The 26,491-nt window shown below is 72.3% G+C and carries 24 protein-coding genes; 16 read left to right on the top strand and 8 right to left on the bottom strand.

Features of this window, described 5'->3' with window-relative positions; translation table 11 throughout:
* Positions 1-63: 63 nt before the first annotated feature.
* Positions 64-1,578, top strand: a complete 1,515-nt coding sequence (gene arfA, locus ACWZEH_RS09780; protein ID WP_456197499.1) for an arabinosylfuranosidase ArfA — start codon at positions 64-66, stop codon at positions 1,576-1,578.
* Positions 1,579-1,615: 37 nt separating this feature from the next.
* Here the strand turns inward: arfA and ACWZEH_RS09775 are convergent, their stop codons facing one another.
* On the bottom strand, positions 1,616-4,621 hold the full coding sequence (locus ACWZEH_RS09775) for a glycoside hydrolase family 35 protein (protein WP_456197497.1): 3,006 nt from the start codon (positions 4,619-4,621) through the stop codon (positions 1,616-1,618).
* A 439-nt stretch (positions 4,622-5,060) separates the two neighbouring features.
* On the opposite strand from ACWZEH_RS09775, the gene ACWZEH_RS09770 reads away from it, so the two are divergent.
* Complete coding sequence (locus ACWZEH_RS09770; protein ID WP_456197495.1) at positions 5,061-5,711, top strand: DUF4360 domain-containing protein; 651 nt, start codon at positions 5,061-5,063, stop codon at positions 5,709-5,711.
* A 166-nt stretch (positions 5,712-5,877) separates the two neighbouring features.
* Here the strand turns inward: ACWZEH_RS09770 and ACWZEH_RS09765 are convergent, their stop codons facing one another.
* The 4 genes from ACWZEH_RS09765 to ACWZEH_RS09750 form a co-directional block, all read right to left on the bottom strand.
* A complete protein-coding gene (locus ACWZEH_RS09765) occupies positions 5,878-7,089 on the bottom strand; it encodes a PucR family transcriptional regulator (RefSeq protein ID WP_456197493.1) in 1,212 nt (403 codons plus the stop codon).
* A gap of 220 nt (positions 7,090-7,309) precedes the next feature.
* The gene (locus ACWZEH_RS09760; protein WP_456197491.1) at positions 7,310-8,251 is read right to left on the bottom strand and encodes a hypothetical protein; all 942 of its coding nucleotides are present in this window, start codon (positions 8,249-8,251) and stop codon (positions 7,310-7,312) included.
* A 40-nt stretch (positions 8,252-8,291) separates the two neighbouring features.
* Positions 8,292-9,875 carry a DUF6801 domain-containing protein gene (locus ACWZEH_RS09755; protein WP_456197489.1) on the bottom strand — a complete coding sequence of 528 codons (1,584 nt, stop codon included), beginning with the start codon at positions 9,873-9,875 and terminating at the stop codon, positions 8,292-8,294.
* 102 nt (positions 9,876-9,977) lie between these two features.
* Positions 9,978-10,613 carry a hypothetical protein gene (locus ACWZEH_RS09750; RefSeq protein ID WP_456197487.1) on the bottom strand — a complete coding sequence of 212 codons (636 nt, stop codon included), beginning with the start codon at positions 10,611-10,613 and terminating at the stop codon, positions 9,978-9,980.
* 653 nt (positions 10,614-11,266) lie between these two features.
* On the opposite strand from ACWZEH_RS09750, the gene ACWZEH_RS09745 reads away from it, so the two are divergent.
* The 14 genes from ACWZEH_RS09745 (at position 11,267) to ACWZEH_RS09680 (ending at position 25,256) form a co-directional block, all read left to right on the top strand.
* Positions 11,267-12,277, top strand: a complete 1,011-nt coding sequence (locus ACWZEH_RS09745; RefSeq protein ID WP_456197485.1) for an ABC transporter ATP-binding protein — start codon at positions 11,267-11,269, stop codon at positions 12,275-12,277.
* Positions 12,274-13,038, top strand: coding sequence for an MlaE family ABC transporter permease (locus tag ACWZEH_RS09740; RefSeq protein WP_456197483.1), 765 nt, complete (start codon positions 12,274-12,276; stop codon positions 13,036-13,038). Before ACWZEH_RS09745 ends, ACWZEH_RS09740 begins: the two co-directional genes overlap by 4 nt.
* Before the next feature lie 5 nt (positions 13,039-13,043).
* Positions 13,044-13,850 carry an MlaE family ABC transporter permease gene (locus ACWZEH_RS09735; protein WP_266072670.1) on the top strand — a complete coding sequence of 269 codons (807 nt, stop codon included), beginning with the start codon at positions 13,044-13,046 and terminating at the stop codon, positions 13,848-13,850.
* 1 nt (position 13,851) lies between these two features.
* Positions 13,852-15,141 (top strand): MCE family protein, encoded by a 1,290-nt coding sequence (locus tag ACWZEH_RS09730; protein ID WP_456197481.1) that lies wholly within the window; start codon positions 13,852-13,854, stop codon positions 15,139-15,141.
* Complete coding sequence (locus ACWZEH_RS09725; RefSeq protein ID WP_456197479.1) at positions 15,138-16,205, top strand: MCE family protein; 1,068 nt, start codon at positions 15,138-15,140, stop codon at positions 16,203-16,205. Before ACWZEH_RS09730 ends, ACWZEH_RS09725 begins: the two co-directional genes overlap by 4 nt.
* Complete coding sequence (locus ACWZEH_RS09720) at positions 16,202-17,326, top strand: MCE family protein (RefSeq protein WP_456197477.1); 1,125 nt, start codon at positions 16,202-16,204, stop codon at positions 17,324-17,326. Before ACWZEH_RS09725 ends, ACWZEH_RS09720 begins: the two co-directional genes overlap by 4 nt.
* Positions 17,323-18,363, top strand: a complete 1,041-nt coding sequence (locus tag ACWZEH_RS09715) for an MCE family protein (protein WP_456197475.1) — start codon at positions 17,323-17,325, stop codon at positions 18,361-18,363. The genes ACWZEH_RS09720 and ACWZEH_RS09715 overlap by 4 nt, the downstream gene beginning before the upstream one ends.
* A gap of 11 nt (positions 18,364-18,374) precedes the next feature.
* Positions 18,375-19,829, top strand: a complete 1,455-nt coding sequence (locus ACWZEH_RS09710; protein ID WP_456197473.1) for an MlaD family protein — start codon at positions 18,375-18,377, stop codon at positions 19,827-19,829.
* Positions 19,826-21,127 carry an MCE family protein gene (locus ACWZEH_RS09705; RefSeq protein WP_456197471.1) on the top strand — a complete coding sequence of 434 codons (1,302 nt, stop codon included), beginning with the start codon at positions 19,826-19,828 and terminating at the stop codon, positions 21,125-21,127. Before ACWZEH_RS09710 ends, ACWZEH_RS09705 begins: the two co-directional genes overlap by 4 nt.
* Positions 21,124-21,666 (top strand): hypothetical protein, encoded by a 543-nt coding sequence (locus ACWZEH_RS09700; RefSeq protein WP_456197469.1) that lies wholly within the window; start codon positions 21,124-21,126, stop codon positions 21,664-21,666. The genes ACWZEH_RS09705 and ACWZEH_RS09700 overlap by 4 nt, the downstream gene beginning before the upstream one ends.
* Complete coding sequence (locus ACWZEH_RS09695; RefSeq protein ID WP_456197467.1) at positions 21,663-22,340, top strand: hypothetical protein; 678 nt, start codon at positions 21,663-21,665, stop codon at positions 22,338-22,340. Before ACWZEH_RS09700 ends, ACWZEH_RS09695 begins: the two co-directional genes overlap by 4 nt.
* A gap of 26 nt (positions 22,341-22,366) precedes the next feature.
* Complete coding sequence (locus ACWZEH_RS09690; RefSeq protein WP_456197465.1) at positions 22,367-22,918, top strand: nuclear transport factor 2 family protein; 552 nt, start codon at positions 22,367-22,369, stop codon at positions 22,916-22,918.
* 65 nt (positions 22,919-22,983) lie between these two features.
* Positions 22,984-23,790, top strand: a complete 807-nt coding sequence (locus tag ACWZEH_RS09685; RefSeq protein ID WP_456197464.1) for a hypothetical protein — start codon at positions 22,984-22,986, stop codon at positions 23,788-23,790.
* Between the two features lie 113 nt (positions 23,791-23,903).
* Positions 23,904-25,256: a lytic transglycosylase domain-containing protein gene (locus ACWZEH_RS09680; protein WP_456197462.1), complete on the top strand. Its 1,353-nt coding sequence runs from the start codon at positions 23,904-23,906 to the stop codon at positions 25,254-25,256.
* A gap of 102 nt (positions 25,257-25,358) precedes the next feature.
* Here ACWZEH_RS09680 and ACWZEH_RS09675 read toward each other — a convergent pair whose 3' ends face one another.
* The 3 genes from ACWZEH_RS09675 to ACWZEH_RS09665 all read right to left on the bottom strand — a co-directional run bounded on the left by ACWZEH_RS09675 (position 25,359) and on the right by ACWZEH_RS09665 (position 26,489).
* Positions 25,359-25,820, bottom strand: coding sequence for an Asp23/Gls24 family envelope stress response protein (locus ACWZEH_RS09675; protein WP_456197461.1), 462 nt, complete (start codon positions 25,818-25,820; stop codon positions 25,359-25,361).
* Between the two features lie 166 nt (positions 25,821-25,986).
* Positions 25,987-26,265, bottom strand: coding sequence for a gas vesicle protein K (locus tag ACWZEH_RS09670; protein ID WP_257849267.1), 279 nt, complete (start codon positions 26,263-26,265; stop codon positions 25,987-25,989).
* Entirely contained in the window at positions 26,262-26,489 is a 228-nt protein-coding gene (locus tag ACWZEH_RS09665) for a gas vesicle protein (RefSeq protein WP_257849268.1), read from the bottom strand. Before ACWZEH_RS09665 ends, ACWZEH_RS09670 begins: the two co-directional genes overlap by 4 nt.
* Between the last annotated feature and the right edge of the window lie 2 nt (positions 26,490-26,491).

Below are 26,491 nucleotides of genomic sequence, written 5' to 3'. Positions count from 1 at the left end.
CCCACCGCCGCACCGGCACCCGTACCGGCCTCGTGGACACCCGCGAACCCCTGAAAGGACCACATGCGTACCGCCCGCTTCACCCTCGACCCCGCCTTCACCGTCGGCCCGGTCGACCCCCGTCTCTTCGGCTCCTTCGTCGAACACCTCGGCCGCTGCGTCTACACAGGCATCCACGAACCCGGCCACCCCACCGCCGACGCCGACGGACTGCGCACCGACGTCCTGGACCTGGTCCGGGAACTCGGCGTCACCGTGATCCGCTACCCCGGCGGCAACTTCGTCTCCGGCTACAGGTGGGAGGACTCCGTAGGCCCCGCCGAGGGCCGTCCGCGCCGCCTCGACCTGGCCTGGCACTCCACCGAGACCAACCGCTTCGGCCTGTCCGAGTACGTCGCCTTCCTGCGGAAGATCGGTCCGCAGGCCGAGCCCATGATGGCCGTCAACCTCGGCACCCGCGGCGTCGCCGAGGCGCTCGAACTCCAGGAGTACGCCAACCACCCCGCCGGCACCGCCCTGTCCGACCTGCGCGTCGCGCACGGCGACAAGGACCCCTTCGGAATCCGCCTGTGGTGCCTCGGCAACGAGATGGACGGCCCCTGGCAGACCGGCCACAGGACCGCCGAGGAGTACGGCCGCCTCGCCGCCGAGACCGCCCGCGCGATGCGCCAGCAGGACCCCGGCGTCGAACTGGTCGCCTGCGGCTCCTCGAGCCAGGCCATGCCCACCTTCGCCGCCTGGGAGTCGACGGTCCTCACCGAGACGTACGACCTGGTCGACCACATCTCCCTGCACGCCTACTACGAGCCGCACGACGGCGACCTCGACTCCTTCCTCGCCTCCGCCGTCGACATGGAGTCCTTCATCGAGAACGTCGTCGCCACCTGCGACCACGTCGGCGCGAAGCTCAAGTCCGCGAAGAAGATCAACCTCTCCTTCGACGAGTGGAACGTCTGGTACATGTCCCGCTGGCAGGAGCAGGCGGCGACCTTCGCGCAGGACGACTGGCCCGAGGCGCCGCGCCTCCTCGAGGACAACTACAGCGTCACCGACGCCGTCGTCCTCGGCTCGCTCCTCATCGCGCTGCTCCGGCACGCCGACCGGGTCAAGGTCGCCTGCCTCGCGCAGCTCGTCAACGTCATCGCCCCGATCCTGACCGAGCCGGGCGGCCCCGCCTGGCGGCAGACGACCTTCTTCCCGTTCGCGCAGGCGTCCCGGTACGGGCGCGGCGAGGTCCTCGACGTCCGCGCGGACTCACCGACGTACGAGACCGCCAAGTACGGCACGGCCGACCTGCTGCACGCCACCGCCGTACGGGCCGACGACGGCACGGTCACCGTCTTCGCCGTCAACCGGAGCCGCACCGGGGCGCTGCCGCTGGAGATCGCCCTCGGCGGCCTCGGCCTCACCTCGGTCGTCGAGCACACCGCCCTCGCGGACGCCGACCCCGACGCCCGCAACACCCTCGCCGAACCGGAGCGGGTCGCCCCGCACCCGGTCGACGGCACGACCCTGACCGACGGCGGGCTCGAAGCCGTGCTGGAACCGCTGTCGTGGAACGTGATCCGGCTGGCGTGAGCCCGGCGGAGAGCAAGGGCCGGCGGAGGCGCGAGGGTCACCGTCCCGGTGACTCCACCGCCTCCACCGGCACCCCGCCGCGCGCCGCGCCCACCAGGGTCAGCCGCGTCCGGTCCGGCCCCGAGGGTGTGGTCCCGTCGGACAGCACGGCCAGGGCCAGTGTGTTGGCCCCACGGGTGCGGAGGATCCCGTTCGGCAGCATGAAGGTGTGCTGCGGGCCCACGTCGTTGACGTACTGGCCCATGTTCCAGCCGTTGAGGAAGATCTGGACGCGGTAGGCACGCTCCGGATCGTCCTCGAGGACGAGTCCGACCGCGGCGTCCACATCCGGGTCGACGTCCAGCCAAAACTCCGTCCGGTACCAGGTGACCCCCTGCCGCCGCCGGTCCTCGCGCGGACGGTCCACGGCCTCCCAGGCGCTTTGGTCCCGGTCGTCGCCGTACCCCGGCAGGTGCCAGCCCTCGCGCTCCCCGTACAGCCCGCCGTTGTTCAGCGCCCCGCGCACCCGGTCCGGCGCCCCGGCCCCCTGGATCCGCCAGCTCACCCCGGGGGAGGCCCCCTCGAAGCCGACGCCGGTCAGTCCACGAGCCGCCCGCCGCGTGCCACGGCCGGCCGCCGGCTCCCCCGCGCCTCCCGCGTCCCCCTCCTGCTGCATCCGCCGTACGAGCACGGACAGGACGTGTTCACCGCGCCCGCGCAGCTTTCCGGGCACGGGGAAGGTCGCGGTCGCGGTCCAGGTGCCACGGCCCGCCGTGTCCTCGTCCGGCACCGGCATCCGGTGCGTACCCAGTGGCCGTCCGTCCAGCCAGGCCATCAACAGCCCCTGCGTACCGGTGCTGTAGGACAGGGACACCGACTCGGCGCCGCGCGCGTCCTCGAAGCGCCCCCGGTACCAGACGTCGCCGTAGTGGAAGCCGTAGTCGTCCGCGAACAGCACGGGCTGCCCCTCGGGCACGGGCGTGGTGCCGACGGAGGCGGTGCGGTCGGCGGCCGTCCACCCCGCGTCGTCGAAGTCCGGCTCGGACTCCGGGTTCTCCGCCCGCCGCCGCCAGCCGGTGAGGGCGGGCAGGGAGGGGGCGGGCACGGCCGGCACCAGCCCCTCCATCAGCAGGGACCCGGACCGGCTGACCATGGTGCGCACCGGCTGCCCGTTCCAGGTCACGGCGGTGATCCCGCGCGGCGCCCACACCTCCAGGCCGGTCTCGCCCGTGATGTCGCCGGTGAGATGGACGGTGGAGCCGCGCAGCGTGGCCGACCGCAGCAGCGGCGGACCGTAGACCAGCAGCGGACCGGACGGGGTCTCGTAGGGCCACAGCCGCTGGGCGGTCGCGTCGTCGGCGAACAGCAGCAGCATCGGTGTGTCGGAGTCGCCGCCCTCGAGCAGGACCCGGCTCAGCCCGCCCACGCCGAGCGGCGTGACCACGTTCAGCCTGCCCCGGTCGTAGGACCAGGCGGGCTCGACGTCCAGCCGGTTGGTGAGCGGCTGGACGTCGCAGTCGAGGGCGATGTGCGCCGTCTCCCCGGTCCGGCCCACGAACGCGGCGATGTCCTGGCGCCCGACGGTCACGCCGAACAGGGGCTGCGCGGTGGAGAACGCCAGCTTCCGCCGCCCCAGTCCGAGCCCGGTGGCGAGCAGCTTGGCGTCCCGCGCGCCGACCGTGACCGGCACGTCGACGCCGGTGCCCGGCAGCACCGACCCGACCTCGTCGTCGGAGTCGTTGCGCAGGACGTAGACCTGGGCGTCGGTGTCGGGGTTGGCCAGGTGGTAGACCTTCAGCCGGTCGTCCTGCGGCCGCACCGCGGACGCCGGTTCGAGGCGGGCGAGGTCCGGCACGGTCCGCAGCAGATGCCCGAGCTGGTGGAGCGGGCCCAGTTTGACGGTGGGCCGGCGGGCCTGGTCGAGCGGGGCCCCGTAGTCGTACGAGGTGTAGACGTCCGGCGAGGCCAGCCACCCCCACGAGGTCCCGCCCGCCACCACGCGCGCGTTGTGCGCGGTGATCCCGTTGGCGAGGCTGGTGAGGAGGGCGCTCCGCTCGTGCGCCGGGTCCCACTCCTCGCGCACCTGCACGTACCCCCTGCCCGCGGAGGTGGCCCCGCCCCAGGGATCGGACGCGCCGACGGCGGCCCCGGCCACGAACCCGGGCGTGCGCGCACTCGCCCCGGCCCCCGCCCCGCGCCTGCGGAAGTACCCGAGATCGGCCGGCACCTCACCGGGCGCGGGCGAGGACTCGAATCCGTACAGCCGGTTCGCCTCGCCCTTCTTCGCGCCGGTGGGGGAGGACCCGGGTGCCCACAGCCCGTCCGCGCCGCCGTCGTTGTGGAACAGCGGTACGTCGATCCCGTCGGCGCGCACCTTCTTGCAGAGGTGGGACAGGTAGGCCCCCGTGCCGTCCCCGGGGCGTGTTCCTTCGTACCGGTCCTCGACCTGGTACAGGAGTACGGTGCCGCCGCCCCCGGTGAACAGGTGCCGGACGGCGATGGCGTTCACGGCCCCCAGCCAGGCGTCCACGTGCCGCAGATACGCGGGGTCGGCGGTGCCGGCCGCGCCCTCGGCGACCGTCAGCCATCCGGGGAAGCCCCCGGCGTCGAGATCGGCGGTCCCGAGGTACGGCCCCGGGCGCAGGACGACGTACAGCCGCTCCTCGGCGGCCATGGTGAGGAACAGGTCGAGGTCGCGGACGCCGGTGAAGTCGTGCGTGCCGGGCGCGGGGGAGTGGAAATTCCAGGGGACGGGGACGGCGACGGCGTTGTGGCCGTGGGCGCGCAGCTTCTGCAGCACGTCCCGCCACAGGGACGGGCTCGGCAGCCGGAAGGGGTGCGTCTCGCCCGACCAGAGCACCAGCCGCCGGCCGTCGACCAGGAGCGAGTACCGGTCGAAGCCGACCTCGTGCCGTCTGCCGTCCGCGCGCGGCGGCGCGGGCGGCGGCCCCGTCGGCACGGCACGCGCCCCGCGCGAGCCGGTTGCCGCCCCGCTGCCGGCCAGCGCGAGGCCGAGCGCCGCCGTGCCGGCCAGCGCGGTGAAGGTACGCCTGCTGAGCTCCAAGGGAGCCGCCTCCTGTTGTGCCGCTGATGCGGCCGCATGGGGCCGCGGGTGGTGCCGTCGAATGGTCCCGGTCCCCCCGGGACGGGTGGTCCTGGTGGGCCATTGTCTACGCCGGGGCACCACTGTGTTCACGCCAGGTTCCCGGTACGTCCGTTTCACCCGGTACGAGTGACACACGTGCGGGTTGTTCCCCTCTCCCGGCGCGGACTGTTCCCCTCTCCCGTTCCCTGTGAACGCCCGGCCGGCGCGGCGAGGCCGAATGGCCGAAGTTCGTCCTGTCCGCCCTCCGTCGAGCCGCCTACGATGCGAGCGCTCCCGGTCTTCACATCATCTCCATGCCTCCTGCGCGAGGGCCGGGAGTCCGCCCGCTTATTGTCAGGTACATGACCTTTCAATCATCACGTCCCACTCACCCCCCACCGGACGAAGAGGGAGAACCATGGCTGGTGGCCTGCTTCTGAGCACCGCGGTGGCCGCGCTGTTCACCGCCGCGACACCCGCACACGACCCGTCCGCCGGGTTCGTCGACCCGCCCCCGGACAAGATCGTCATCAAGGTCGCCACGGTGAACGGCTCCGGCTGCCCCCAGGGCACCACCGCGGTCGCCGTCTCCGAGGACAACACCGCGTTCACGGTGACGTACAGCGACTACCTCGCCCAGGCGGGCGGTGCCTCCGACCCCACGGCATTCCGCAGGAACTGCCAGCTCAGCCTCATCGTCCACGTCCCCCAGGGCTTCACCTACGCCATCGCCGGCGCCGACTACCGCGGCTTCGCCGCCCTCCAGCCCGGCGCGAGCGGCACGCAGCGGGCCTCGTACTACTTCCAGGGTTCCCCGAACACGGAGTACCGCAGCCACCCGTTCGCCGGCCCCTACGACGACAACTGGCAGGCCACGGACACCACCGACTGGGCCCAGCTCGTCTACGCCCCCTGCGGCGTCCAGCGCAACTTCAACATCAACACCGAGCTGCGCGTCAGCGCCGGCACCTCGTCCCCCGACAAGGTCAGCTTCATGACCATGGACTCCACCGACGGAGACATCAGCACGACCTACCACATGGCCTGGAAGGAGTGCCCCGGCGCCTGACGGGGCGACAGGCACGCGGTCCGCGCGCCGGCCCCCGGCCGCACGGGTCGCACACCACCGGTCCTTGCCGTCGGCGTCCCCCGGACGCGCCCCCGTCGCGCCACCGCACGGCGGGTGCGTGGGCGAGCCGGCCCGGGCCGCGGGGGAGAGGGCCGGCTGCGGGGAGTCACTCCCGGCTGTCGAGGCCGCGCAGGTGGAGGGCGCGCAGGGCTGCTTCGAGAGCGAAGCGGTGGTCGGGGTCGCTGAGGTTGTCACCCAGGTAGCCGTCCAGGTTCCGCAGGCGGTAGCGGACGGTCTGGGCGTGGACGCCCAGTATCTCGCCCACCCGCTCGGCCGGTGCCCGGGTGGAGACGTGGACCCGGAGGGTCTCGACGAGCCGTTCGCGCCGGCCGGGGGACAGCCCGCCGAGGGGGGCCAGTTCGCGGGCCGCCAGGTGGTCCACGAGGGCGGGGTCGGACAACAGCCACAGGGTCGTCAGATGGTCCGCGCAGTGGATCAGCGGGGCGTCGGGCACGACACCGTCGTCGACGAGCTGGAGCACACGGCGGGCCCAGCGGACGGAGTCGGCGGTCTGCGCGAGCGGTACGGTCAGGCCCACCGCGGCGCGGGTGCCGGCCAGCGCCGCGGTGAGCATGGTGAGGCGCCCCTGGGTGAGGTCCCCGGGGAGGAGCAGACACGGCTGCGGGATGTCGAGGCCGGCGAGGACGTCGTCGTCGAGACCGGCCTGGATGTGGTGGGGCACCGGGGGACGGAGGGCGACGAGGGTGCACTCCCGGGGCAGTTCCCAGGCTGCGGCCTCGCACAGTTCGGAGACGGTCGTCCGGGGCAGCGGCGGTGCGGCCAGGAGCAGGTGCAACAGCTGTCTTCGTAACGCGGACACCTCGGACGCGGTCCGTTCCCGCACCTCCACGTACCCCTCGCGGGTGATCGCCTCCAGCTCCTCGACGTACGCGAAGAGGGCGTCCGCGAAGGTGAGGACGAGAGAGGGGGAGAGGTTGTACTGGCGCCCCACCGTCCTGGCCCGGCGCAGCGCGATGCGGGCGCCGAGCCGGTAGGCGCTCTGCAGGGTCTCCAGGTCGCGGCCCTCGTAGGCCTCCACCCGGCCGAACCGGCGCAGCAGCTCGTCCCGTGGTCCCGAGCTCTGGCCGGGGTTGGCCACCCGGTCCACGAAGGCGGTCAGCGTGTGCTCCACGCCCCGGCGGATCGCGTCCCCGTCGGGGCCGTTGAACAGCCGGCCGTACACCGGGTAGGCGCGGGCGACCTCCATCCGTATCTCGTTCAGCAGTCCCGGTAGTTCCGGCCGGATGAAGGCCGCGAACTGCCGGGGGAGGGGGCCGAGCGGTTCCCCGGCCTCCGGTGACCGTGTGATCGCGGGCATGAGTCACCCTTTGCTCTCAGATGTGTCCGGCGGCGGGGCGGCCGGCCGGACGCCGCTCCGCCGGAGGGCGGATGACGTCCGGCCGGGTCCGTGGGGTCACGCCGTTCTGGCACGCTGAAGCTAAATCAACTCGGTTGCCTTGTACACGCTTTGAGCGGAAGTGACGTACGGGTGCACCGGCCGGCCGGTGAGACGGCCGGGAACCGCCGTTCCGTGGCCGTTACCTGGCGGCGGAGTGCCAGTTCTCCGCGAGTACCCTGCCGGCGTCGGGGGCGACGGTGCCGGGCGCGTTGAGTCCGGTGAGGTGCGTCCGGGTGTTGTCGAGGGTGAGGCTGTTGTTCCCGGCGGCGGAGGGCAGCCCGGTCTTCGCGTTGACCGCGGCGTTGATCAGGCCGACGTTCAGACCGCAGCCGGTGGCTGCGGGGACCGCGAAGGTGCTGTCGTTCTGGGTGGCACCGGTGAGGTTGATCCGGCTCATGTCGCCGGCCTCGTCAGGGGTGCCGTCGCCCTTGAAGAAGCTCATCCCGAACTCGGGGTAGTCGAGGTTCCGCGGGCGCAGCACGATGGGGTTCGAGGCCGTTCCGATGTAGCACTTGCCGCCCAGGAGAGGGTTCTCCAGGTGGACGCGGACCGGGAGGGCGACGATCGGCATGTCCGTGAGGATGCCCGCGGTCTGGTCGAAGGCGTAGGGGGCGCCGACGGACTCCATGGTGGCGGTGATCCTGTTGAGGCTGGAGTTCTCGAGCGTCCTGCAGATGGCCGTGATCACCGGAACCTCGCTCGGGCACATCAGGCCGAGCAGGCCGCCGGGGACGGTGGCGGGGTCGGCGACGAGCGCGCCGGAGGGCGGGGCGACGACGCCGCTCGTGCCGTCCGCGTTCTGCACGACGCCGATCTGGAGGTTGGTCCTCCCCGTGACCACGGTGGTCTTGCCCAGTTTGATGGAGCCGCCGGCGGAGGTGGAGACCACGCACTGCGGGGTCTTCTCGAGGCCGTCGGCGGCCAGCATCGCCCCCGCGTCGACGGGGCAGCGGGTGAAGGGCGCCCACTCGCCGTTCAGCGCGGGGTCGGCGGCGGTGGCGGTGCCCACGGTGGCGAGGGCGCCGAGCGCGGTCAGCGCGGAGACGGTCGCGAGCCTGGTGCGGTGGGAGAGCAGGGGCATGGTGATGACCTTCCGTGGGAGGGAGCGCGGACGGTACGGCTCAGCGCTCGGGGACGGGGATCTTGAGGGGCTGCAGGTCCTCGGTGCACTCGGCGGGATTGAAGACCTGCACCGCGCACGTCTGGCCCTGGATCTGCTTGACGTAGTTGCCGGGGCCGGAGACGGAGGCGGTGAGGAGGCGGTCGAGGTTCTCGCCGCCGGTGCCGCAGCCGGTGAAGGCCGGGATGCTCACCTCGCCGGTCAGCGGGCCGCCGGAACTGAGCAGGTAGCCGGTGGGCTGGTCGGGAGGCTGGTGGGTGCTGCTCCCGGACAGCACCAGATGGTCGCCGGGATGGGCCGAGGGGTCGGGCTCGGGGGAGCGGAGGGGCGTCCTCGTCCTGCAGCCGGACCCGACCTCCAGGGGGGTTCCGTTGACCTCGAGAGCGGTCACCCGCAGGACCAGCGGGATCCGTACGCGGGTGTCCAGCCTGGTGAACAGAGTGACGAACGAGGTCTCGCCGGCGGCGTCCATGGTCATGGGGCCCGTCTGCTCCAGCACCATGGTGGCCTTCGTCGGAGTGAAGCCGAAGGTCAGGAAGGTGGCCTGGAACGGTGGAGTCCGCGGACGCCCCTGGTGGCGGAGCGTTCCCTGCGAGTGCTGGGTCAGGCGGCCCCCGCTGAAGTCCGGGAAGAACTCGATGTCCGTGGGTCCCTGCTCGATCAGCACGCAGGACAGGGGGACGAGCGAGGCTCCTCTCAGCTTTCTCACGTTCGTGTAGCCGGTGACGTAGGCGTTCAGCGACGCCGACGTGGACGGGTGCCCGTCGTCGTAGAGGCACGGGGGCGCGTCGCGGTCCGCGGCGCTGCCGCCGGGCGTGTCCTCGGCCACCTCCGGCGCGCGGTCCCCCTGCCGGTCCTTTGGTCCGTCCTGCGGCCCAAAGGACGGACCAAAGGACGGACCGGAGGACCCGGGAGAGGGATCCGACGGGGCCGGCGTGCCGTCCGGGTCCGGCGTCCGCGCTCCGACCGGCACGGTGGCCAGCAGTCCCTTGCCCGGCGCGTCCCCGGAGAGGGAGCAGTCGACGGTCGGCGGACCGGGCTCGGTGGCGGTGCCGTCCGCGGCACCGAGCGCCAGGTCGACGGCGAGGGCGCCGGCCCAAAACGTCAGGTCGCCGTCGCTCCGGCCGGTCACCGAGGGGACGTCGCCCGTCGTGGTCAGTGTCAGCGGCCCGGACCCGGGCAGGGGGACCGGCTCCGCGGTCCCGCGCCAGGTCGCCTCCGCCGCCGCTTCGTTCTGGGTGACGCCGACGCCGAGACGGGTCGAGGCCCGCGCGGTGGCGGCCCCGGCCGCGGTGAGGTCCGCGACCGCCTCGGCGGGCAGTTCCACGGTGGTGGTGACGTCGGTGGGTGAGAACGCCTCGCCCGCCTTCGCCCGGCCCGGGAAGTGTGCCGAGATCCGTACCGTCGCGGGCCGGTCTCCCGAGGGGAGCGCGCAGACGTAGGGGAGTTCGACGTCCGTCTCCTGGGTGCCCGCGGCGGTGGCCGTGGCCGGGACCAGGGCGGCGAGCACGACGAACGCGGCGATCGACGCGCTCCTGGCGCGGACACGGTGCGGCCGTGGAACGGCGGCTCGGTGGCCTCTCATACAACTCCGCTCGGGTAAGAACCGGTGTCGGTGGAACGCGGCACGGAGCCCGCGAACGCCCGGCCGAGGACACCGGCCGGGCGGACATGAGCGGGTGGCTCCTTACGGGTTGGAGCCGACGATCTTCGGAATGGAGCCGTTCGACGCCTTGATGGCGTAGTTGCCCTTGAAGATGGGCCTGGTGGCGGTCGTGACCACCGAGCCGCAGTTGACGGGGGCGGGGCTGGAGCTGACGGCCAGGTCACCGGCGACGCTGCTGACGGCCAGGACGCCGGTGGAGTTGGTGTAGGTGGCCGAGGCCTTGCCCGTCACCTTGAACTTGCAGGCGCCGGCGGTCACGTTGGCCGTGACGTTGCCGACGTAGCCCTTGGTGACGCCGGTCGAGGCGGTGTAGTCCTGCGCGACGACGGTCCAGGGGGTGACCGCCACGGTGGTGACGTTGCCCAGGACGCTGGTGCACGGCGAGGACGGGGTGCCGAAGTTGATGGCGCCGATGGTGGCGACCGTCGCCGGGTTGCCCGTCGTGCTCGCCATGGTGCCCGACGCACCCGAGGTCGTGCACGTCATCGGGATGGTGGCGGTCAGCACGATGTTGCTGCTGTTCGTCGCCGTGTAGCCGCCCGACGGGGTGACGGTCCACACCGTGGAGGGCACCGCCGAGGCGGGCGCGACGGTGAGACCGAAGGCGGCCGCGGCCGCACCCGCCACGACTGCGAACCTTCTCGTGTTCTTCTTCATGACGTCAGAACTCCTCGTGGATTGGCCGGCAGAGGTGGGCCGTGGCCGGGAGATCGAGGGAAGGCCGTGCGGCCCGCGGCTCGGTGTTCCCCGGCCGCGAGAAATGACGTTACTTGCGGGAAACTTGGCCGAACAATGCCACTGTTCATGATTCTTTTGAAAGTGGAAACATCTGTTTCCGGGGTGAGGGGTCCGCGGGTCGTCTTAGTCATCGACTGTCAATGTCGACGTCTCGTCCGGTGGTGCGGGGTCTCGCCGTTCGCCGTTCGCCGCCGGGTCGATCTGCTCACCGGATGACAGTTTCCGAGACGTTTCTTATCTGCGCCCTGACAAGTTCCGGATGGCTGAAGCGGGTGTCGCGGAAAACTCGGATTTTGGTATTGCCCGCCGAGGTTACTCGACCGTAACGTGCCGGTGTGGTGCTCGGCTCCAGGTCGGTGGCCCCCGTCGGCCGGAGTCGCGACGGATGCTTTCCGGCCTCACCCTCCCAGCGGGCCCGGACGTCCGTGGGCAGGGTCTCGCGGTCCGTACCCCCCGGCGCCGCGAGACCCTGCCCTGTCTCCTCGAAGACAAGTACGGCCGGTGTGTTGTCTGCGCGGTGACACGTTCTGGAAAGAGGGCGGGAATCCGGATCCGCGACCGTTGGAGGTGATATGGGAATCGAAGTGGTGGTCGAGGGCCTGACCAAGTCCTTCGGTGGGCAGAGCATCTGGCGGGACGTGACACTCACCCTTCCCGCCGGAGAGGTGAGCGTGATGCTGGGACCGTCCGGCACCGGGAAGACCGTTTTCCTGAAGTCGCTCATAGGGCTGCTCAAGCCCGAGGAGGGCCGTGTCCTCATCAATGGGGTGGACATGGTGAGCAGTCCCGAAAGGGACATCTACGAGACCCGTAAACTGTTCGGCCTCATGTTTCAGGACGGGGCCCTCTTCGGATCGATGTCCCTCTTCGACAACATCGCCTTTCCCCTGCGCGAGCACACCCGCAGGAAGGAGTCGGAGATCCGCCGCATCGTCATGGAGCGGATCGAGACCGTCGGGCTGCTGGGCGCGGAGGGCAAGCTCCCGGGAGAGATCAGCGGAGGCATGCGCAAGCGGGCCGGCCTGGCCCGCGCGCTCGTACTGGACCCGCAGATCGTCCTCTGCGACGAACCGGACTCCGGGCTCGACCCCGTCCGCACCGCCTACCTCTCCCAACTGCTGATCGACCTGAACGCGCAGATCGACGCGACGATGCTGATCGTCACCCACAACCTCGACATCGCCGCCACCGTGCCCGACAACATGGGAATGCTCTTCAGGCGCGAGCTGGTCGCCTTCGGCCCGCGCGAGGTGCTGCTCACCAGCGAGGAGCCGGTCGTGGCCCAGTTCCTCGGCGGCCGGCGCGAGGGCCCCATCGGGATGTCCGAGGAGAAGGACGCGGCCACCCTCGCCGCCGAGGCGAACACCGCCGTCACCGACGCGGCCCGGCCCCGGCGGATCGTCCCGCAGCTGGAGCCGTCGCCGGGCCTCCCGCCGCGCCGGGCCGTCGCCCGACGGCGCGAACGAGTCATGGGCATGCTCGACCGGTTGCCGCCCGCCGCGCGCTCCGCCATCCGGGAGACCTACGCGCGAAGCGCCCAGGCACCGACCCTGCCGATGCCCGCCACCGGGAGCGGCGCATGATCACCGGCGCGCTGCGGCAGACCGGCCGGCTCTTCGCGCTCGCCGCCGAAGTGAGCCGCGCCGTCTTCCGAAGACCCTTCCAGTTCCGCGAGTTCGTCGAGCAGTTCTGGTTCATCGCGGGCGTCACCATCCTGCCCGCCGCTCTCGTCTCGATCCCCTTCGGCGCCGTCATCGCCCTCCAGGTCGGCTCCCTGACCCAGCAGCTGGGAGCCCAGTCGTTCACCGGAGGCGCCAGCGTCCTCGCCGTCGTCCAGCAGGCGAGCCCGCTCATCGTCGCCCTGCTCATCGCCGGCGCCGGCGGCTCCGCCATCTGCGCCGACCTCGGCTCCCGCAGGATCCGCGAGGAACTCGACGCCATGGAGGTCATGGGCGTCTCGCCCGTACAACGTCTGGTCGTGCCCCGGGTGCTGGCCACCATGGGCGTGGCGGTCCTGCTCAACGGTCTGGTCTCCGTCGTCGGCACCCTGGGCGGCTTCTTCTTCAACGTCGTCCTGCAGGGCGGTACCCCCGGCGCCTACCTGTCCAGCTTCTCCGCCCTCGCCCAGCTGTCCGACCTGTACATCAGCGAACTCAAGGCGCTGGTCTTCGGGTTCATCGCCGGCATCGTCGCCGCCCACCGGGGCCTCAACCCGCGCGGCGGCCCCAAGGGTGTCGGCGACGCCGTCAACCAGTCCGTCGTCATCACCTTCCTGCTGCTCTTCTTCGTCAACATGGTGATGACGGCCGGCTACCTCCAGATCGTCCCGCCGAAGGGAGGCTGAGCGCGATGGCCTCCCCGCTCGCCCTGCTCGACCGCACCGGCGACCAACTGCTCTTCTACACCCGGTCCCTGCTGTGGATCCCGCGGACCCTGCACCGCTACCTCAGGGAGGTGCAGCGCCTCCTCGCCGAGGTGGCCTTCGGCACCGGGGGCCTCGGCGTCATCGGCGGCACCGTCGGCGTGATGATCGCGATGACGCTCTTCACCGGAACCGTCGTCGGACTCCAGGGCTACGCGGCCCTCGACCAGATCGGCACGGCCGCGTTCACCGGATTCGTCTCCGCCTACTTCAACACCCGCGAGATCGCCCCGCTCGTCGCCGGACTCGCCCTCTCCGCGACCGTCGGCGCCGGCTTCACCGCCCAGCTCGGCGCCATGCGCATCAACGAGGAGGTCGACGCCCTCGAGGGCATGGGCATCCGCTCCATGCCCTACCTGGTCACCACGCGCATCATCGCCGGCGTCGTCGCCATCGTCCCGCTCTACGCGATCGGGCTGCTCTCCTCCTATCTGGCCTCCCGCTACGTGACCGTCCTGTTCAACGGCCAGTCCCGGGGCACCTACGACCACTACTTCAACCTCTTCCTCTCCCCGACGGACGTCCTGCTCTCCGTCCTGAAGGTGCTGATCTTCAGCGTGATGGTGATCCTCGCCCACTGCTACCACGGCTTCCACGCCTCGGGCGGCCCCGCCGGTGTCGGCGTCGCCGTCGGCCGGTCCGTGCGCAACGCCATCGTGCTGATCAGCGTCACCGACTTCTTCCTGTCGCTCGCCCTGTGGGGCGCGACCACGACCGTGAAGGTGGCGGGGTGACATGAGCCGGCCACGACGCCCACGAGGCGAAACGCTGCGCCGCCGGAGCGCCGGGGTGGTGTTCCTGCTGGTGGGCGCCCTGCTGATCTGGCTGGCCGTCGCCGTCTACGACAAGCGGTTCACCGCCTTCGACCCGGTCGTCGTCGAGACCGGCAGCGTCGGCAACGAGATGCACCCCGGCGCCGAGGTCAAACTGCGCGGGGTCGTCGTCGGCGAGGTCCGCGCCATCGACGCCACCGGCGACGGCGCCCGGCTCACCCTTGCGATGAAACCCGGCGCCCTGGACGACGTCCCGGCCGGCGTACGCGCCCAGATGCTGCCGACCACCCTGTTCGGAGAACGCTTCGTCGCCCTCGTACCGCCCGAGAACCCTTCGGACGGCCGGACACTGGCCGCCGGAGCGGTCATCCCCCAGGACCGCTCCGCGAACGCCGTCGAACTCCAGCAGGTCCTCGACAACGTCCTGCCGGTGCTCACCGCGGTCCGGCCGCAGAAGCTCTCCGCCACCCTGTCGGCCGTCTCGCAGGCCCTGGAGGGACGCGGCGACCGGCTCGGCGACACCCTCGGCGTACTCGACGACCACCTGCGGGAGTTCAATCCCCACCTGCCCACCCTCAACCGCGACCTCAAGGAGCTCGTGAAGGTCGGCCATGTCTACGCGGACGCCGCGCCCGACATCATCACGGCGCTCACCGACTTCACCACCACCAGCGGCACCCTCGCCGAGCAGGAGGCCGAACTCGCCGGCACCCTCGGCGCCACCACCCGGGCCGCCGAGGACATGACGGCCTTCCTGCGCAAGAACGAGAACAACATCATCCGGCTCGCCGCGAGCGGCAGGCCCACCCTGGAACTGCTCGCCGAGTACTCCCCCTCCTTCCCGTGCACGCTGCGCACCCTCGCCGAGTTCGTGCCCGCCATGGACAAGGCGCTCGGCAAGGGCACCGACCGGCCCGGCATCCACGTCGACGTCACCACCGTCGCCTCGCGCGGCGCCTACGTCCCCGGCCGCGACACCCCGTCGTACGACTCCGGCGGCGGCCCCCGCTGCCCCCGGGTGCCCTACCCCGGCGCGTCCGCCCGGCCGGCCGTACAGGCACCGGCGGGGACGGGCGCGGGGACGCGGGCCGGGGCGGACGGCGATCTCGGGCCCGCCAACTCCCCGCAGGAGAACGCCCTGGTCAACGAACTCCTCGCCCCCGCCGCGGGCAGGAGCCCCGCGGACCTGCCCGACTGGAGCAGTCTGCTCGTCGGCCCCGTCTACCGCGGTACGGAGGTGACCCTCGGATGACCACCCCGGCCGCCCCGGACCACGCGCACACCCGGCGCCGCCCGCTGACCGGGCCGCTGCTCAAGTCCCTCGTCTTCGTCCTGGTCACCGCCCTCGCCACGGCCGTGCTCGGCCTGAGCGTCGCCGACACCGGCGTGGGCTCCGGCACCCGCACCTACAAGGCCCTGTTCACCGACGTCACCGGGCTCCTCGACGGCGACAGCGTGCGGATCTCCGGGGTGAAGGTCGGCGAGGTGACCGACGTCCGCGTCGTCCGACGACGCACCGCGCAGGTCACGTTCACCGTCCGCGACGACCGCCGGCTGCCCCGGTCGGCCACCGCCGCCGTGAAGTACCTCAACATGGTCGGCCAGCGCTACGTCGCCCTCGACCGGGGCAGCGGCGACCTCACCGGCACCCTCGAACCGGGCTCCACCATCCCGCTCGACCGCACCACCCCCGCCCTCGACCTGACCCTGCTCTTCAACGGGTTCAAGCCGCTGTTCGAAGGACTCTCCCCGAAGGACGTCAACGAACTCGCCGGATCGATCGTGCGGGTCCTCCAGGGCGAGGGCGCCACCGTCGACAGCCTGATCCGTCACATCGGCTCGCTCAGCACGACCGTCGCCGCCAAGGACGAGGTGATCGGCCAGGTCGTCGGCAACCTCACCACCGTCCTGGACACCCTCAACGACCGGGAGGCCGACTTCGACGACCTCGTCGTCACCCTGCAGGAACTCGTCACCGGCTTCGACGACGACCGTGAACCACTCGGCAGGGCCGTCGGGGCCATGGGCGACCTGACCACCGTCACCGCCGACCTCCTCGAGGACGGACGCGAGCCCCTGAAGCGGGACATCCGCGAACTGGGCCGGCTCTCGACGGGCCTGGGCGAACACACCCCGCGGATCGAGGACTTCCTCGACCGCACCCCCGCCAAGATGACCGCCCTGGCCCGCCTGTCCTCCTACGGATCGTGGTTCAACCTCTACCTCTGCGAGGCACGCGTGAGCGGAGTCACCACCTCCGACGGCTCCGAGCCGCCGACCGGGATCGCGATCACCGAACCGAGGTGCCGGGGATGAGGCTCTTCGCGCGCGGTGAGAGGAAGGGCGGGCCCGGCCCGGCCGACAGGGCGGGTCCGGCGGCCGCCGGACCCCGGCGGCCGCGCATCAGGCCGGTCAAGGAACGCGACCCCGTCGCCGTGGCCGTCGCCGGGCTGCTCGGACTCGCCCTGTTCGCGGCCCTCGTCCTCAACGCGGAGCGGCTGCCGCTCGGCGGCGGCACCTCCTACAGCGCCGACTTCTCCGAGGCGGCCGGTCTCGACACGGGCGACGAGGTGCGCATCGCCGGCGTCAAGGCCGGCCGGGTCACCGGCGTCGGGCTCGACGGCGACCGGGTGAAGGTCACCTTCGAGGTCGAGGACGCCTGGATCGGCGACCGGACGACCGCCGCCATCGCCATCAAGACCCTCCTCGGCGACAAGTATCTGGCACTCGACCCGCTCGGCTCCGCCCGCCAGGACCCCGGCAGCCGCATCCCGCTGTCCCGCACCACCTCCCCCTACGACGTGACGCAGGCCTTCCAGGACCTCGGCGGCACCGTCGACGCCATCGACACAAAGAAGCTCGCGGAGAGCTTCGAGACCATCTCCGACACCTTCGAGGACTCCCCGCCGCATGTGCGCAACGCCGCCGTCGGCCTGTCCGCACTGTCGAAGTCCGTCTCCAAGCGCGACGCGGAACTCGCCGAGCTCCTCAAGGGCAGCGCCACGTTCACCAAGACCCTGCAGGACAAGCAGTCCAGCTTCGAGACCCTCATCGAGGACGGCGGCTCCCTGCTCGGCGAACTCAAGGACCGCCGCGCCGCGATACGCGCCCTCCTCAAGGGCAGCAGGAAGCTCGGTACCGAACTCGGCGGCCTCGTCGACGACAACGAGAAGCAGCTCGGCCCCACCCTCAAGGCCCTCGGCCGGGTCACCGGCGTCCTGGAGAGGAACAACGACCAGCTCGGCAGGACCCTCGCGCTGGTCGGGCCGTACTACCGCCTCGTCGGCAACACCCTGGGCAGCGGCCGCTGGTTCGACAGCTACCTGTGCGGCGTCGTCCCCCGCTCCTACCTGCCCGAGACGTCCCTGCCCGAGACCGGATGCCGGCCGCCGAAACAGCGGGCGGCGGCAGCCCGGGGAACGGTGAGTGAACGATGAGCAGACGCGGAAAACTCCTCACCGGCGTGCTCGCCCTCGCGGTGCTCGTCGCCGGCGGTCTGGTCACCGCCCGCGTCCTCGACTCCGGCGGCACCCGCGTCACCGCCTACTTCGACCGCGCCGTCGGCATCTACGCCGGGTCCGACCTGCGCATCCTCGGCGTACGGGTCGGCGAGGTGGAGTCGGTGACCCCGCAGGGGACCACGGTACGGGTCGGCCTCCGTGTCGACGAGGGGGTGAGGGTTCCCGAGGGCGCGAGGGCCGTCGTCGTCGCACCGAGCGTCGTCGCCGACCGCTACGTACAGCTCACCCCCGCCCACAGCACCGGTCCCGCCCTCGCCGACGGCGCCGTACTGCCCGCCTCCCGCAACCTCACCCCCGTCGAGATCGACCAGCTCTACGAGTCGATCACGGATCTGTCCGAGGCACTCGGCCCGGACGGCGCCAACTCCTCCGGCGCCCTGGCCGAGCTGCTGACGACCGGCGCCGCCAACCTCGACGGCAACGGCGAGGCCATCGGCACCACCATCGAGGAGTTCGGCAAGGCGGCCAGGACCCTCGACGGCAGCAGCGGCGACCTGTTCCGCACGCTCGGCCGGCTCCAGACGTTCACCACCATGCTCAAGAACAAGGACACCGACGTGCGCACCGCGCAGGAACGCCTGGACGTCGTCGTCGGCTTCTTCGCCGACAACAAGGACGACCTCACCGGCGCGCTCGAGGAACTCGGCACCGCACTCGGCCAGGTCAAGACCTTCGTCGAGGACAACCGGGGTGAGCTGAAGAAGAACGTCGACCGGCTCGTCCCCCTCACCCGGACCCTCGTCGAGCAGCGGGCCTCGCTGGCCGAGGCGCTGGACGTGGCACCTCTGGCCGCGGGCAACCTCGTGGACGCCTACAACCCCGACACCCGCACCCTCGACGGCCGCGCCAACCTCAACGAGATCAGCATGGGCGGCCCGCTGCTGCCCCTGCCCGAGACGGGCGGCTCGTCCGCGAGCGGCGACGGGGCCGCGAACTCCGGGGAGGGGGAGTGATGGGGGGAGCGATGAGACGCGGCGTGCGCACCACGGGCGGCGCCGTCGGCCTGACCCTGGGCGGACTGATCGCCCTCGGCCTCGGCTTCGCCCTGGCCCTCGGCGCGGTCACCACCGGCATCCCGCGCTTCGACGGCATCGAGGACCTGCCGCTGCCCGGCGGCGCCGACCTCGGCGACCACCCGTACACCGTCACCGCGGAGCTCCACGACGTACTCAGTCTGGTCCCGCAGTCCGCGGTGAAGGTCAACGACGTCGCCGTCGGCCGGGTCACCGCCATCGACCTCGGCCACGACGACTGGTCGGCCCGCGTCACCATGCGGATCAACGGCGATGTGCGGCTGCCCGCCGACTCCACCGCCCGGCTCGAACAGTCCGGCCTGCTGGGCGAGAAGTACGTCCAGCTCGCCGCACCCGCCCAGAAGTCCGGAGCCGGGGCCGACGGCGACCCCGGGACCGGTGCCGAGCCGGGAGCCGGTGCCGAGACCTCGGTCGGGGCCGGTGCCGAGCACCCGGCCGTGACCGGGGGCGGAGACGGAACGCTGGAGGACGGAGCCGTCATCCCGCTTTCCCGCACCAGCCGCGACACCGAGGTCGAGGAGGTGTTCGGCGCCCTGTCCCTGCTCCTCAACGGTGGCGGCGTCAACCAGCTCAAGACCATCACCCGGGAACTCAACGCGGCGCTCGGCGGCCGTGAACCCGAGGTCCGCTCGGTACTGAAGCGGGTCAACACCCTGGTGACCGACCTCGACGACAACCGGGGCGACATCACCGACGCCCTCGACGCCGTCAACCGCCTCTCCACGACCCTCGCCACCCGCAAGGACGACGTCGGCACCGTCCTCACCGACCTCTCGCCGGGACTGAGGACGCTCGAGAAGCAACGCGGCTCCCTGCTGACCATGCTGCGCTCCCTCGACACCCTCTCCGGCGTCGCCGTCTCCACCGTCGACGCGAGCAAGGACGACATGATCGCCGACCTCAAGGCCCTCGCGCCGACCCTGAAGGCCCTCGCGGACGCCGGCGCGGACCTGCCCGACTCGCTCGAAGTGCTGCTGACCTACCCGTTCACCGACGAGGTGATGCGAGGCGTGAAGGGCGACTACCTCAACGTGTACCTGGACATGGCCGCCGTGCCGGGCACCCGGGTGATCCCGCCCCTGGTGCCCCGGGACCCGGACTCCCCGGCAGCGGCGGGGGAGAGGCGCTCCCCCGGGAGGGCCGCCGGCGGACAGGGCCCCGGAAAGGGGCAGGAGTCCGCCCCGTCGGAAGGCGGTCCGGCGGGCAGTCCACCGGGGGCCGGGCCGGGAACCCCGTCGGGAACCCCGCCGGGAACCCCGTCGGGCGGGCCCTCCCGGAAGAACCCGTCCCCCCTGCCCCTGCCCTCGGTCCCCGGCACGGCTCCCCCCTCCGCCTCCGGGACGACGGCGGACCCGACGGCCACACCGGGAGGTGACCTCGGTTGATCACCCCCGCCGTACGGCTGAAGAACCTGGCCTTCCTCCTCGTCGCCGTCCTCGCCCTCTCCTACCTCGGCATCCGCTACGCCGATCTCGGCCGGTACGCAGGCGTCGCCGACCACTACACCGTCGACGTGCGACTTCCGCACACCGGCGGCCTGTTCACCCACTCCGACGTCACCTACCGAGGTGTGTCCGTGGGACGCGTCGGCCCGATCGGACTCACCGCCGACGGTGTCGTCGCCGAGCTCCGCATCAAGAAGTCCGCCCCGAGGATCCCCGCCGACACCCGGGCCGTGGTCGCCGGACTCTCCGCCGTGGGCGAGCAGTACATCGATCTGCGCCCCGAGAGCGACGGCGGCCCCCACCTCACCGAGGGCACCCGCATCGAACGGACCGACACCCAGGTGCCCGCCCCCGTCACCGACGTCCTCACCAGTGTGAACGACCTCGCCGGGTCCGTACCGCTCGAGGATCTGCGCACGGTCGTGGACGAGTTCGGCAAGGCCTTCGAAGGACACGGCGACGACCTCGAGGTCCTGCTGGACAGCGGCAGCGACTTCGTGGTGGCCGCCGACCGCAACCTGCCGGCCACCACCCGGCTCATCACCGACGGCGAGACGGTTCTGCGCACCCAGGCCGAGGAGGGGCGGGCCATCCGCGACTTCGCCACCGGGGCGGCGGAACTGGCCCGCGCCCTCAAGGGCTCCGACGCCGATCTGCGCCGCCTGCTCGCCGTCACCCCCGGGGCCGCCACCCAGGTCAGCGGCGTCCTGCGGGACCTCGACCCGAGCCTCGGCGTCGTCCTCGCCAACCTGCTCACCACCTCCGAGATCGCCGTCACCCGGCAGCGCGGCACGGAGGAGTTCCTGGTGAAGGTCCCGGCGGCCGTCGCCGCCGGCGCCACCGCCGTCGAGGGAGGAAAGCTGAACCTCGGCATGGCCGTCACCTTCTTCAACCCCCTGCCCTGCACCGACGGATACGGCGCCACCCGCTACCGCAACGGCCTCGACCTCGGCACCACGCCCGCCCTCAACACCGGGGCGGCCTGCACGGCCTCCGCCGCGGACGGGGTCAACGTACGAGGCTCGGCGAACGCTCCGAAGGGCGGCCCGGTGCCCGACCCGGCCAAGCCCGGCACCCTGCCCTCCGGCAGCAGCGGTGAGGGTGGTGACGGGGCGAGGGCGGGCGGACCGGCCGCGCTCCCCGGCGCTCTCGCCCTGCCGGGCCAGGGCGGAGAGGCACCGAAGGGTCCGACGGGCCTGACGGGCCTCCTCACTCCGGCCACCGGGAGCACCCGATGAAGACGAACAGGTCCCGCATCCTCACCGGCGCGGGGCTCGCCCTGGCGCTCGGCTTCTGCGGCACCGGCGCGTGGACGTACGCGCAGGCCCGCACCGACGACGCGCTCGCCCACAGCGAGGAACGCGACCGGGTGCTCGCCGACGGACGCGAGGGCATCACCGTCCTCACCACGCTCGACGCCTCCACCCGGCAGCGGGCCGAGCAGGGCATCCGGGCCTGGAGCGCCGCCTCCACCGGGCCGCTGCGCGACGAACTGGGCCGCACCGGGGCCAGGGCGGGAGCGTCGGCGCGCGGCACGGTCACCGAGGCCGCCCTCATCACGCTCGACACCCGCACCGGCGCGGCCAGGCTCATCGCCACCGTCCGCGTCGAGGTCACCCCCGCCGGCACGAAGCAGCCGGCCATCGACCGCAAACGCCTGGAGGCGGTCCTGGCCCGCACGGACGAGGGGGAGTGGAAGGTGAAGGCCCTGAGCGCGGTCCCGGTCACGGCGGAGAGGGCGGCGACGGCGGAAAAGAAGGAGGACGGCGGCCGATGACACCGACGCTGACGCGGCTGCTGCGCAGGACCGCACGCGGCCCCCGGGAGCCCGCCCCGGGCGCGGGCGAGGAGGTCACGGAACCGGAAACCGCGAGGGAGCCGGACGACGCCCCGGACCCGGAGGCCACGCTCCCGGACGACGCCCGCCCTCTTCCCGCCGAACGCCGCCGACGAGTCGTCCTCGCCGTATCCGCCGTCCTGCTCCTCCTGACCGGCGGCGGCTTCTTCCACGGCGCCCACCAGCTGCGTTCGGCCCCGCACGCCCAGAACCGGGCGCTCACCGACACCGAGGCCACCGACCGCGTGGCCGGCGAGGTCGGCAACGCCCTGGCCCGAGCCTTCTCCTACACACCGGGCGGCACCGAGGCCGTCGAACGCTCCGCCCGCACCGTTCTCGGCGGCCGCGCCGCCCGCCAGTACCAGGCGCTCCTCGACCGGGTCCGCGACGACCTCACCGAGCAGCGCGTCTCCCTGAGCACCCGGGTCGCCCGCACCGGAGTGATCGAACTCGACGGAGACACGGCCCGCCTGCTGGTCTTCCTCGACCAGACCTCCCACCGCGGCGAGGAGGCGGCGGACGCGGACGCGGTCTCCACCGCGGCGGCCCAACTCACCGTCACGGCACGGCTCGAGAACGACCAGTGGCGGATCACCGACATCAAGGCCCGCTGACCGTGTGCGGGAGACTGGAGGACCCCATGAAACGCGCGGTCCGCGCCGCCCTCACCGGCGCCCGTACCCGGCCGCTGCCGGCCCTGCTCCTCGCCCTGACCCTCCTGGCCGGCGGCTTCGCGGCACGGGCGGGCCAGGACTGGTACGACGCGGCCCACGACGACCGGGCCGCGTACGCCGTCCAGCGGGACGAGGCACTCGCCGCCGGGGAACAGGCCGTGCAGAACCTCAACACGCTCGACCACCGGAACCTGGACCGGGGACTCGACCTGTGGGAGTCGTCGACCACCGGAGAACTGCACGAACAACTGGCCTCCGGCCGCACGGACTTCGCCGAACAGGTGAAGGCGGCGGAGACGGTCACCACGGCCCGGGTGCTGTCGGGCGCCGTCGCCGAGCTCGACGACCGGGCCGGCCGCGCCCGCGTGCTGATCGCCCTGCGCGTCTCCGTCAGGGCGGCCGACGGCGCGAAGACCGACAAGGACAGCCGGATGCTCGGCGAACTCACCCGGACCGAGGGCCGCTGGAAGCTGAGCGCGCTGGGTCAGGCACCCGTGGGCGGTGCGTCGGCCGGCTGACCCGGCCCCGTACCGCCCAGGCCACCGAGACGCCGAGCCGCCGCACCGAGGAGGACAACCGCACGATGTCGACGACCCGCCACCACATCAACCGCCAGCGCCGTCGCCGGGCCCGCGAAACCCGCCCCGGACCCCGCACGGGCGGCACGGCCCTCCTCCCCGCTCCGGCCGCCGACCCGACCACGGACGGGCCGGCATCCCGTCAGGAGACCGGCACCACAACCGACAGGAGCACCAGGAGCACCAGGAGCACCAGGAGCACCAGGAGCGCCCCCCAGGACCTCGTCCCCGGATCCCGCCTCCGTTCCCGCCGCCGCCCTGCCCTCCCCCTCGCGCTGCTCTGCGCCCTCACCCTCCTCCTCGGCGGCTTCGCCGGCTGGGCCCACGCGAGGGCCGGGACACTCCGGGACGACCCCGCGCGCAGCAACACGGCCCTGACCGACCTCGCCCGCACCAGTGAGATCAAAGGACAGACGTCCCAGGCCGTCGAGGCGCTCTTCTCCTACGACCACACGGACCCCGGCGCCCTGGAGAAGGCCGCGAGGGACCTCCTCACGGAGAAGGCCGTCGACCAGCACGACACGCTGCTCACCGACGTCCGCAAGCGGGCCGACGAGCAGAAGGCGGTGATCACCACGACGGTCACCGAGAGCGCGGTCGAACGCGTCGACGGCGACCGCGCCCGGGTCCTCGTCTACGCCGACCAGAGCAGCGTGGCCACCGCGGGAACCGGGCCGGCCACGGACGAGGACGGAAAGGCCACGAGGAAGGAGCAGGACGAGGGCGTGTACGCCGGCGCCATGCTCGCCGTCGACATGGTCCACCGCGACGGCCGCTGGCGCGTCTTCGCCCTGGACACCTTCGGCCGCTGAGACCGGCCCCGGTACGCCCGCGGCCCACCCCTGCCCGAGCCGCACCCTCCCTCTGTCCCCGCCCCGCACCCGAGCCCCGCACCCGAGCCCCGTACCCGACAGGAGTGACCGCCATGTCCGTACACCGTGCACGCCCACGACACCGGCGCTCCGGCGGGGCCCGCAGGAGACTGCGGACGACCGCCCTCGCCGTGACGGCCGTGGCGGCCCTCACCGCCTCCCAGGCGCCCGGCCTCACCCCGGACGTGAAGGGCGCCCGCGCCACCCCCTCCACCGACGACGACCACGCATCGACGGCGGGGAGCGGCCCGTACGCCGAACCGGCCCCTCCGGGCGACGGCTCCTACCACACCGAACTCCCGCCCCTGAAGGACTCGGACGTCGCGTCGGCCGCCCCGGTGACCACCCGGAACCTGCGCTCCCAGTCCGGCATCCCGGCCACCGTGCTGCGCGCCTACCGTGCCGCCGAGACCTCCGTCGGCAGGACGGACCCCGGCTGCCGGCTGCCCTGGGAACTGCTCGCGGCAATCGGCAAGGTCGAGTCGGGCCAGGCGCGCGGCGGAGCGGTCGACCAAAACGGCACCACGCTGGGCCGTATCACCGGACCGCCGCTCAACGGCCGGGGTTTCGCCCTGATCAGGGACTCGGACAGGGGCGCCCACGACGGTGACACGGTCTACGACCGCGCGGTGGGCCCGATGCAGTTCCTGCCGTCCACCTGGGCCCGCTGGGGAGTGGACGGCAACGGCGACGGCCGCGCCGACCCGAACAACATCTTCGACGCGGCCCTGGCCGCCGGCCACTACCTGTGCGCGGGCGACCGGAACCTGGCACGGGCCGCGGACCTGGACCGGGCGATCCTCAGCTACAACCACTCACGCGCCTACCTGAACCTGGTCAGGCACTGGCTGGAGTTCTACGGCAGGGGAGTCCACACCGTCCCCGACGGCAGGGGCGTCATCCCGAAGAGCCCCGGAGCCGGCGGCGACACCCCGGCCACGGAACCCGCCGACCAGGAGAACGGAACCGGCGGCAACGGCGGCAAGGACGACGGCATCATCATCGGCCCGGACCCGACCACCCCGTCAACCCCCACCCGGTCCCCGTCCACATCCCCCACCACGTCCCCGTCACCGGACCCCTCGCCCCCGACGGACCCCCCGACGAGCGGGACCCCCGATCCCCCCGACGAATCCCCGACGGACACCCCGGCCCCGGACCCCTCCGACCCGACCCCGGACCCCTCCGACCCGACCCCGGACCCCTCCGACCCGACCCCGGACCCCTCCGACCCGGGCCCTTCCCCCACCGACCCGGACGACTGCACCCCGGCCCCCGAACCCCCGTCCCCCGACCCCACCGCTTCCCCCACCACCCCCTGCCCCACAGCCCCGGCCACTCCCACCACCACTCCCACCACCGACGCGGTGGGCGCGGAGGACCGAACGGGTGAGCCGGGCGTGTGAGTACTTTCCGTACCGCGGGTGCCGGAGGGCTTCGAGCCCCGTCAACAAAGAGGTCTTGTGGGGGTACCGCGGAGCCTGCCGCACGTCACGAAGGCCGCCGTGTCACTGGACGCGGGACGACGAGGAAGAGCCCTCCGTGTCCTCGTCGTCCTCGTCGGAGCCCGGGACATGGACGTCGAGCACCCTGATGTTGATCTCGACGACCTCCAGCCCGGTCATCGTCTCGACCGCGTCCGTGACATGGTCACGGAGATCCTTCGCGGTGTCCCGGATCCGGGCTCCGTACTCCACCACGACGTCGACGTCGATGGCGGTCTGTTTCTCGCCCACCTCCACCTTCACGCCGCGCCTCGGATCACTGGAGCGGGACACCTTCTCCTTGACCGCTCCCAGCGCTCGCGAGGCGCCGCCGCCGAGGGCGTGGATCCCCTCGGTCTCACGCACGGCTATGCCCGCGATCGTCGCGACCACGGTGTCCGCGATGGTGGTCGTTCCACGGGTCGCACCCTCGGCGCCGCTCGTGTCCAGTGCGGTACCGCTCCGACTGCCGGTCGTCGTCGTCATGAGTTCCCTCGCACAGCCTCGTCCGGTGAGAGGGCGGTCCGGAGCCGGCAGATGTCCTTTGCCGCTTTGCGCCCTCGTTTCCACTGTGCTCCGGAAGCCGGTCATCCGCCATTCGGGTGGTGACCGGCGGCTTCGCCTGCTCTGCTCCGCCCGCACCGCCGCCCCGTCAGTCCCGGGGCAGCAGGGTGCCGAGCGGTCCCAGGTCGAGGTTGAGATCCTCCGGGCGTACGCCGTGCTGCTCGCAGAGCTCCGTCATGCGCTGGTCGAGCAGCATGAGTGTGGTACCGATCTCGTCGGTCTGGTCGTCGGTGAGGTCGCCCTGGTCGATGCGCCGCAGGGCCTGCCGTTCCATCAGCTGACGGAGGAGCTCGACCACGGTGAGGACCAGGGTGACGAGATCGCGTCCCACCTGCTCGGAGTCCAGGTCCACCCTCGAGGCCGTCACAGCGGCCCGCTGTCGGCCCACGGAGCCGGTACGCGTTCGCTGACCGACGACAGCAGGGCGTGCAACGAGACCCGTACGAGCGGGACATCGGCGATCGCGATGACCAGGTCCCCGCTGACGACGACCCCGGTCGCCAGGACCCGGTCCAGGAGATCGACCAGCGGCACCCCGATAGGGCCGCTCAAAGGGCCGGGGGTGTCCCAGGGAACCGCTTCGTGTGTCATCC

Source organism: Streptomyces yamdrokensis (assembly GCF_053890455.1).
Note: the sequence above shows the minus strand (reverse complement) of the source record. Positions and strands in the feature narration are given on the sequence as shown.

Bases quoted from the DNA above. Each gene is read 5' to 3' on its own strand.
- arfA (WP_456197499.1), top strand. From the start codon at position 64: ATGCGTACCGCCCGCTTCACCCTCGACCCCGCCTTCACCGTCGGCCCG.
- ACWZEH_RS09770 (WP_456197495.1), top strand. From the start codon at position 5,061: ATGGCTGGTGGCCTGCTTCTGAGCACCGCGGTGGCCGCGCTGTTCACC.
- ACWZEH_RS09765 (WP_456197493.1), bottom strand. From the start codon at position 7,089: ATGCCCGCGATCACACGGTCACCGGAGGCCGGGGAACCGCTCGGCCCC.
- ACWZEH_RS09760 (WP_456197491.1), bottom strand. From the start codon at position 8,251: ATGCCCCTGCTCTCCCACCGCACCAGGCTCGCGACCGTCTCCGCGCTG.
- ACWZEH_RS09755 (WP_456197489.1), bottom strand. From the start codon at position 9,875: ATGAGAGGCCACCGAGCCGCCGTTCCACGGCCGCACCGTGTCCGCGCC.
- ACWZEH_RS09750 (WP_456197487.1), bottom strand. From the start codon at position 10,613: ATGAAGAAGAACACGAGAAGGTTCGCAGTCGTGGCGGGTGCGGCCGCG.
- ACWZEH_RS09745 (WP_456197485.1), top strand. From the start codon at position 11,267: ATGGGAATCGAAGTGGTGGTCGAGGGCCTGACCAAGTCCTTCGGTGGG.
- ACWZEH_RS09740 (WP_456197483.1), top strand. From the start codon at position 12,274: ATGATCACCGGCGCGCTGCGGCAGACCGGCCGGCTCTTCGCGCTCGCC.
- ACWZEH_RS09735 (WP_266072670.1), top strand. From the start codon at position 13,044: ATGGCCTCCCCGCTCGCCCTGCTCGACCGCACCGGCGACCAACTGCTC.
- ACWZEH_RS09730 (WP_456197481.1), top strand. From the start codon at position 13,852: ATGAGCCGGCCACGACGCCCACGAGGCGAAACGCTGCGCCGCCGGAGC.
- ACWZEH_RS09725 (WP_456197479.1), top strand. From the start codon at position 15,138: ATGACCACCCCGGCCGCCCCGGACCACGCGCACACCCGGCGCCGCCCG.
- ACWZEH_RS09720 (WP_456197477.1), top strand. From the start codon at position 16,202: ATGAGGCTCTTCGCGCGCGGTGAGAGGAAGGGCGGGCCCGGCCCGGCC.
- ACWZEH_RS09715 (WP_456197475.1), top strand. From the start codon at position 17,323: ATGAGCAGACGCGGAAAACTCCTCACCGGCGTGCTCGCCCTCGCGGTG.
- ACWZEH_RS09710 (WP_456197473.1), top strand. From the start codon at position 18,375: ATGAGACGCGGCGTGCGCACCACGGGCGGCGCCGTCGGCCTGACCCTG.
- ACWZEH_RS09700 (WP_456197469.1), top strand. From the start codon at position 21,124: ATGAAGACGAACAGGTCCCGCATCCTCACCGGCGCGGGGCTCGCCCTG.
- ACWZEH_RS09695 (WP_456197467.1), top strand. From the start codon at position 21,663: ATGACACCGACGCTGACGCGGCTGCTGCGCAGGACCGCACGCGGCCCC.
- ACWZEH_RS09690 (WP_456197465.1), top strand. From the start codon at position 22,367: ATGAAACGCGCGGTCCGCGCCGCCCTCACCGGCGCCCGTACCCGGCCG.
- ACWZEH_RS09685 (WP_456197464.1), top strand. From the start codon at position 22,984: ATGTCGACGACCCGCCACCACATCAACCGCCAGCGCCGTCGCCGGGCC.
- ACWZEH_RS09680 (WP_456197462.1), top strand. From the start codon at position 23,904: ATGTCCGTACACCGTGCACGCCCACGACACCGGCGCTCCGGCGGGGCC.
- ACWZEH_RS09675 (WP_456197461.1), bottom strand. From the start codon at position 25,820: ATGACGACGACGACCGGCAGTCGGAGCGGTACCGCACTGGACACGAGC.
- ACWZEH_RS09665 (WP_257849268.1), bottom strand. From the start codon at position 26,489: ATGACACACGAAGCGGTTCCCTGGGACACCCCCGGCCCTTTGAGCGGC.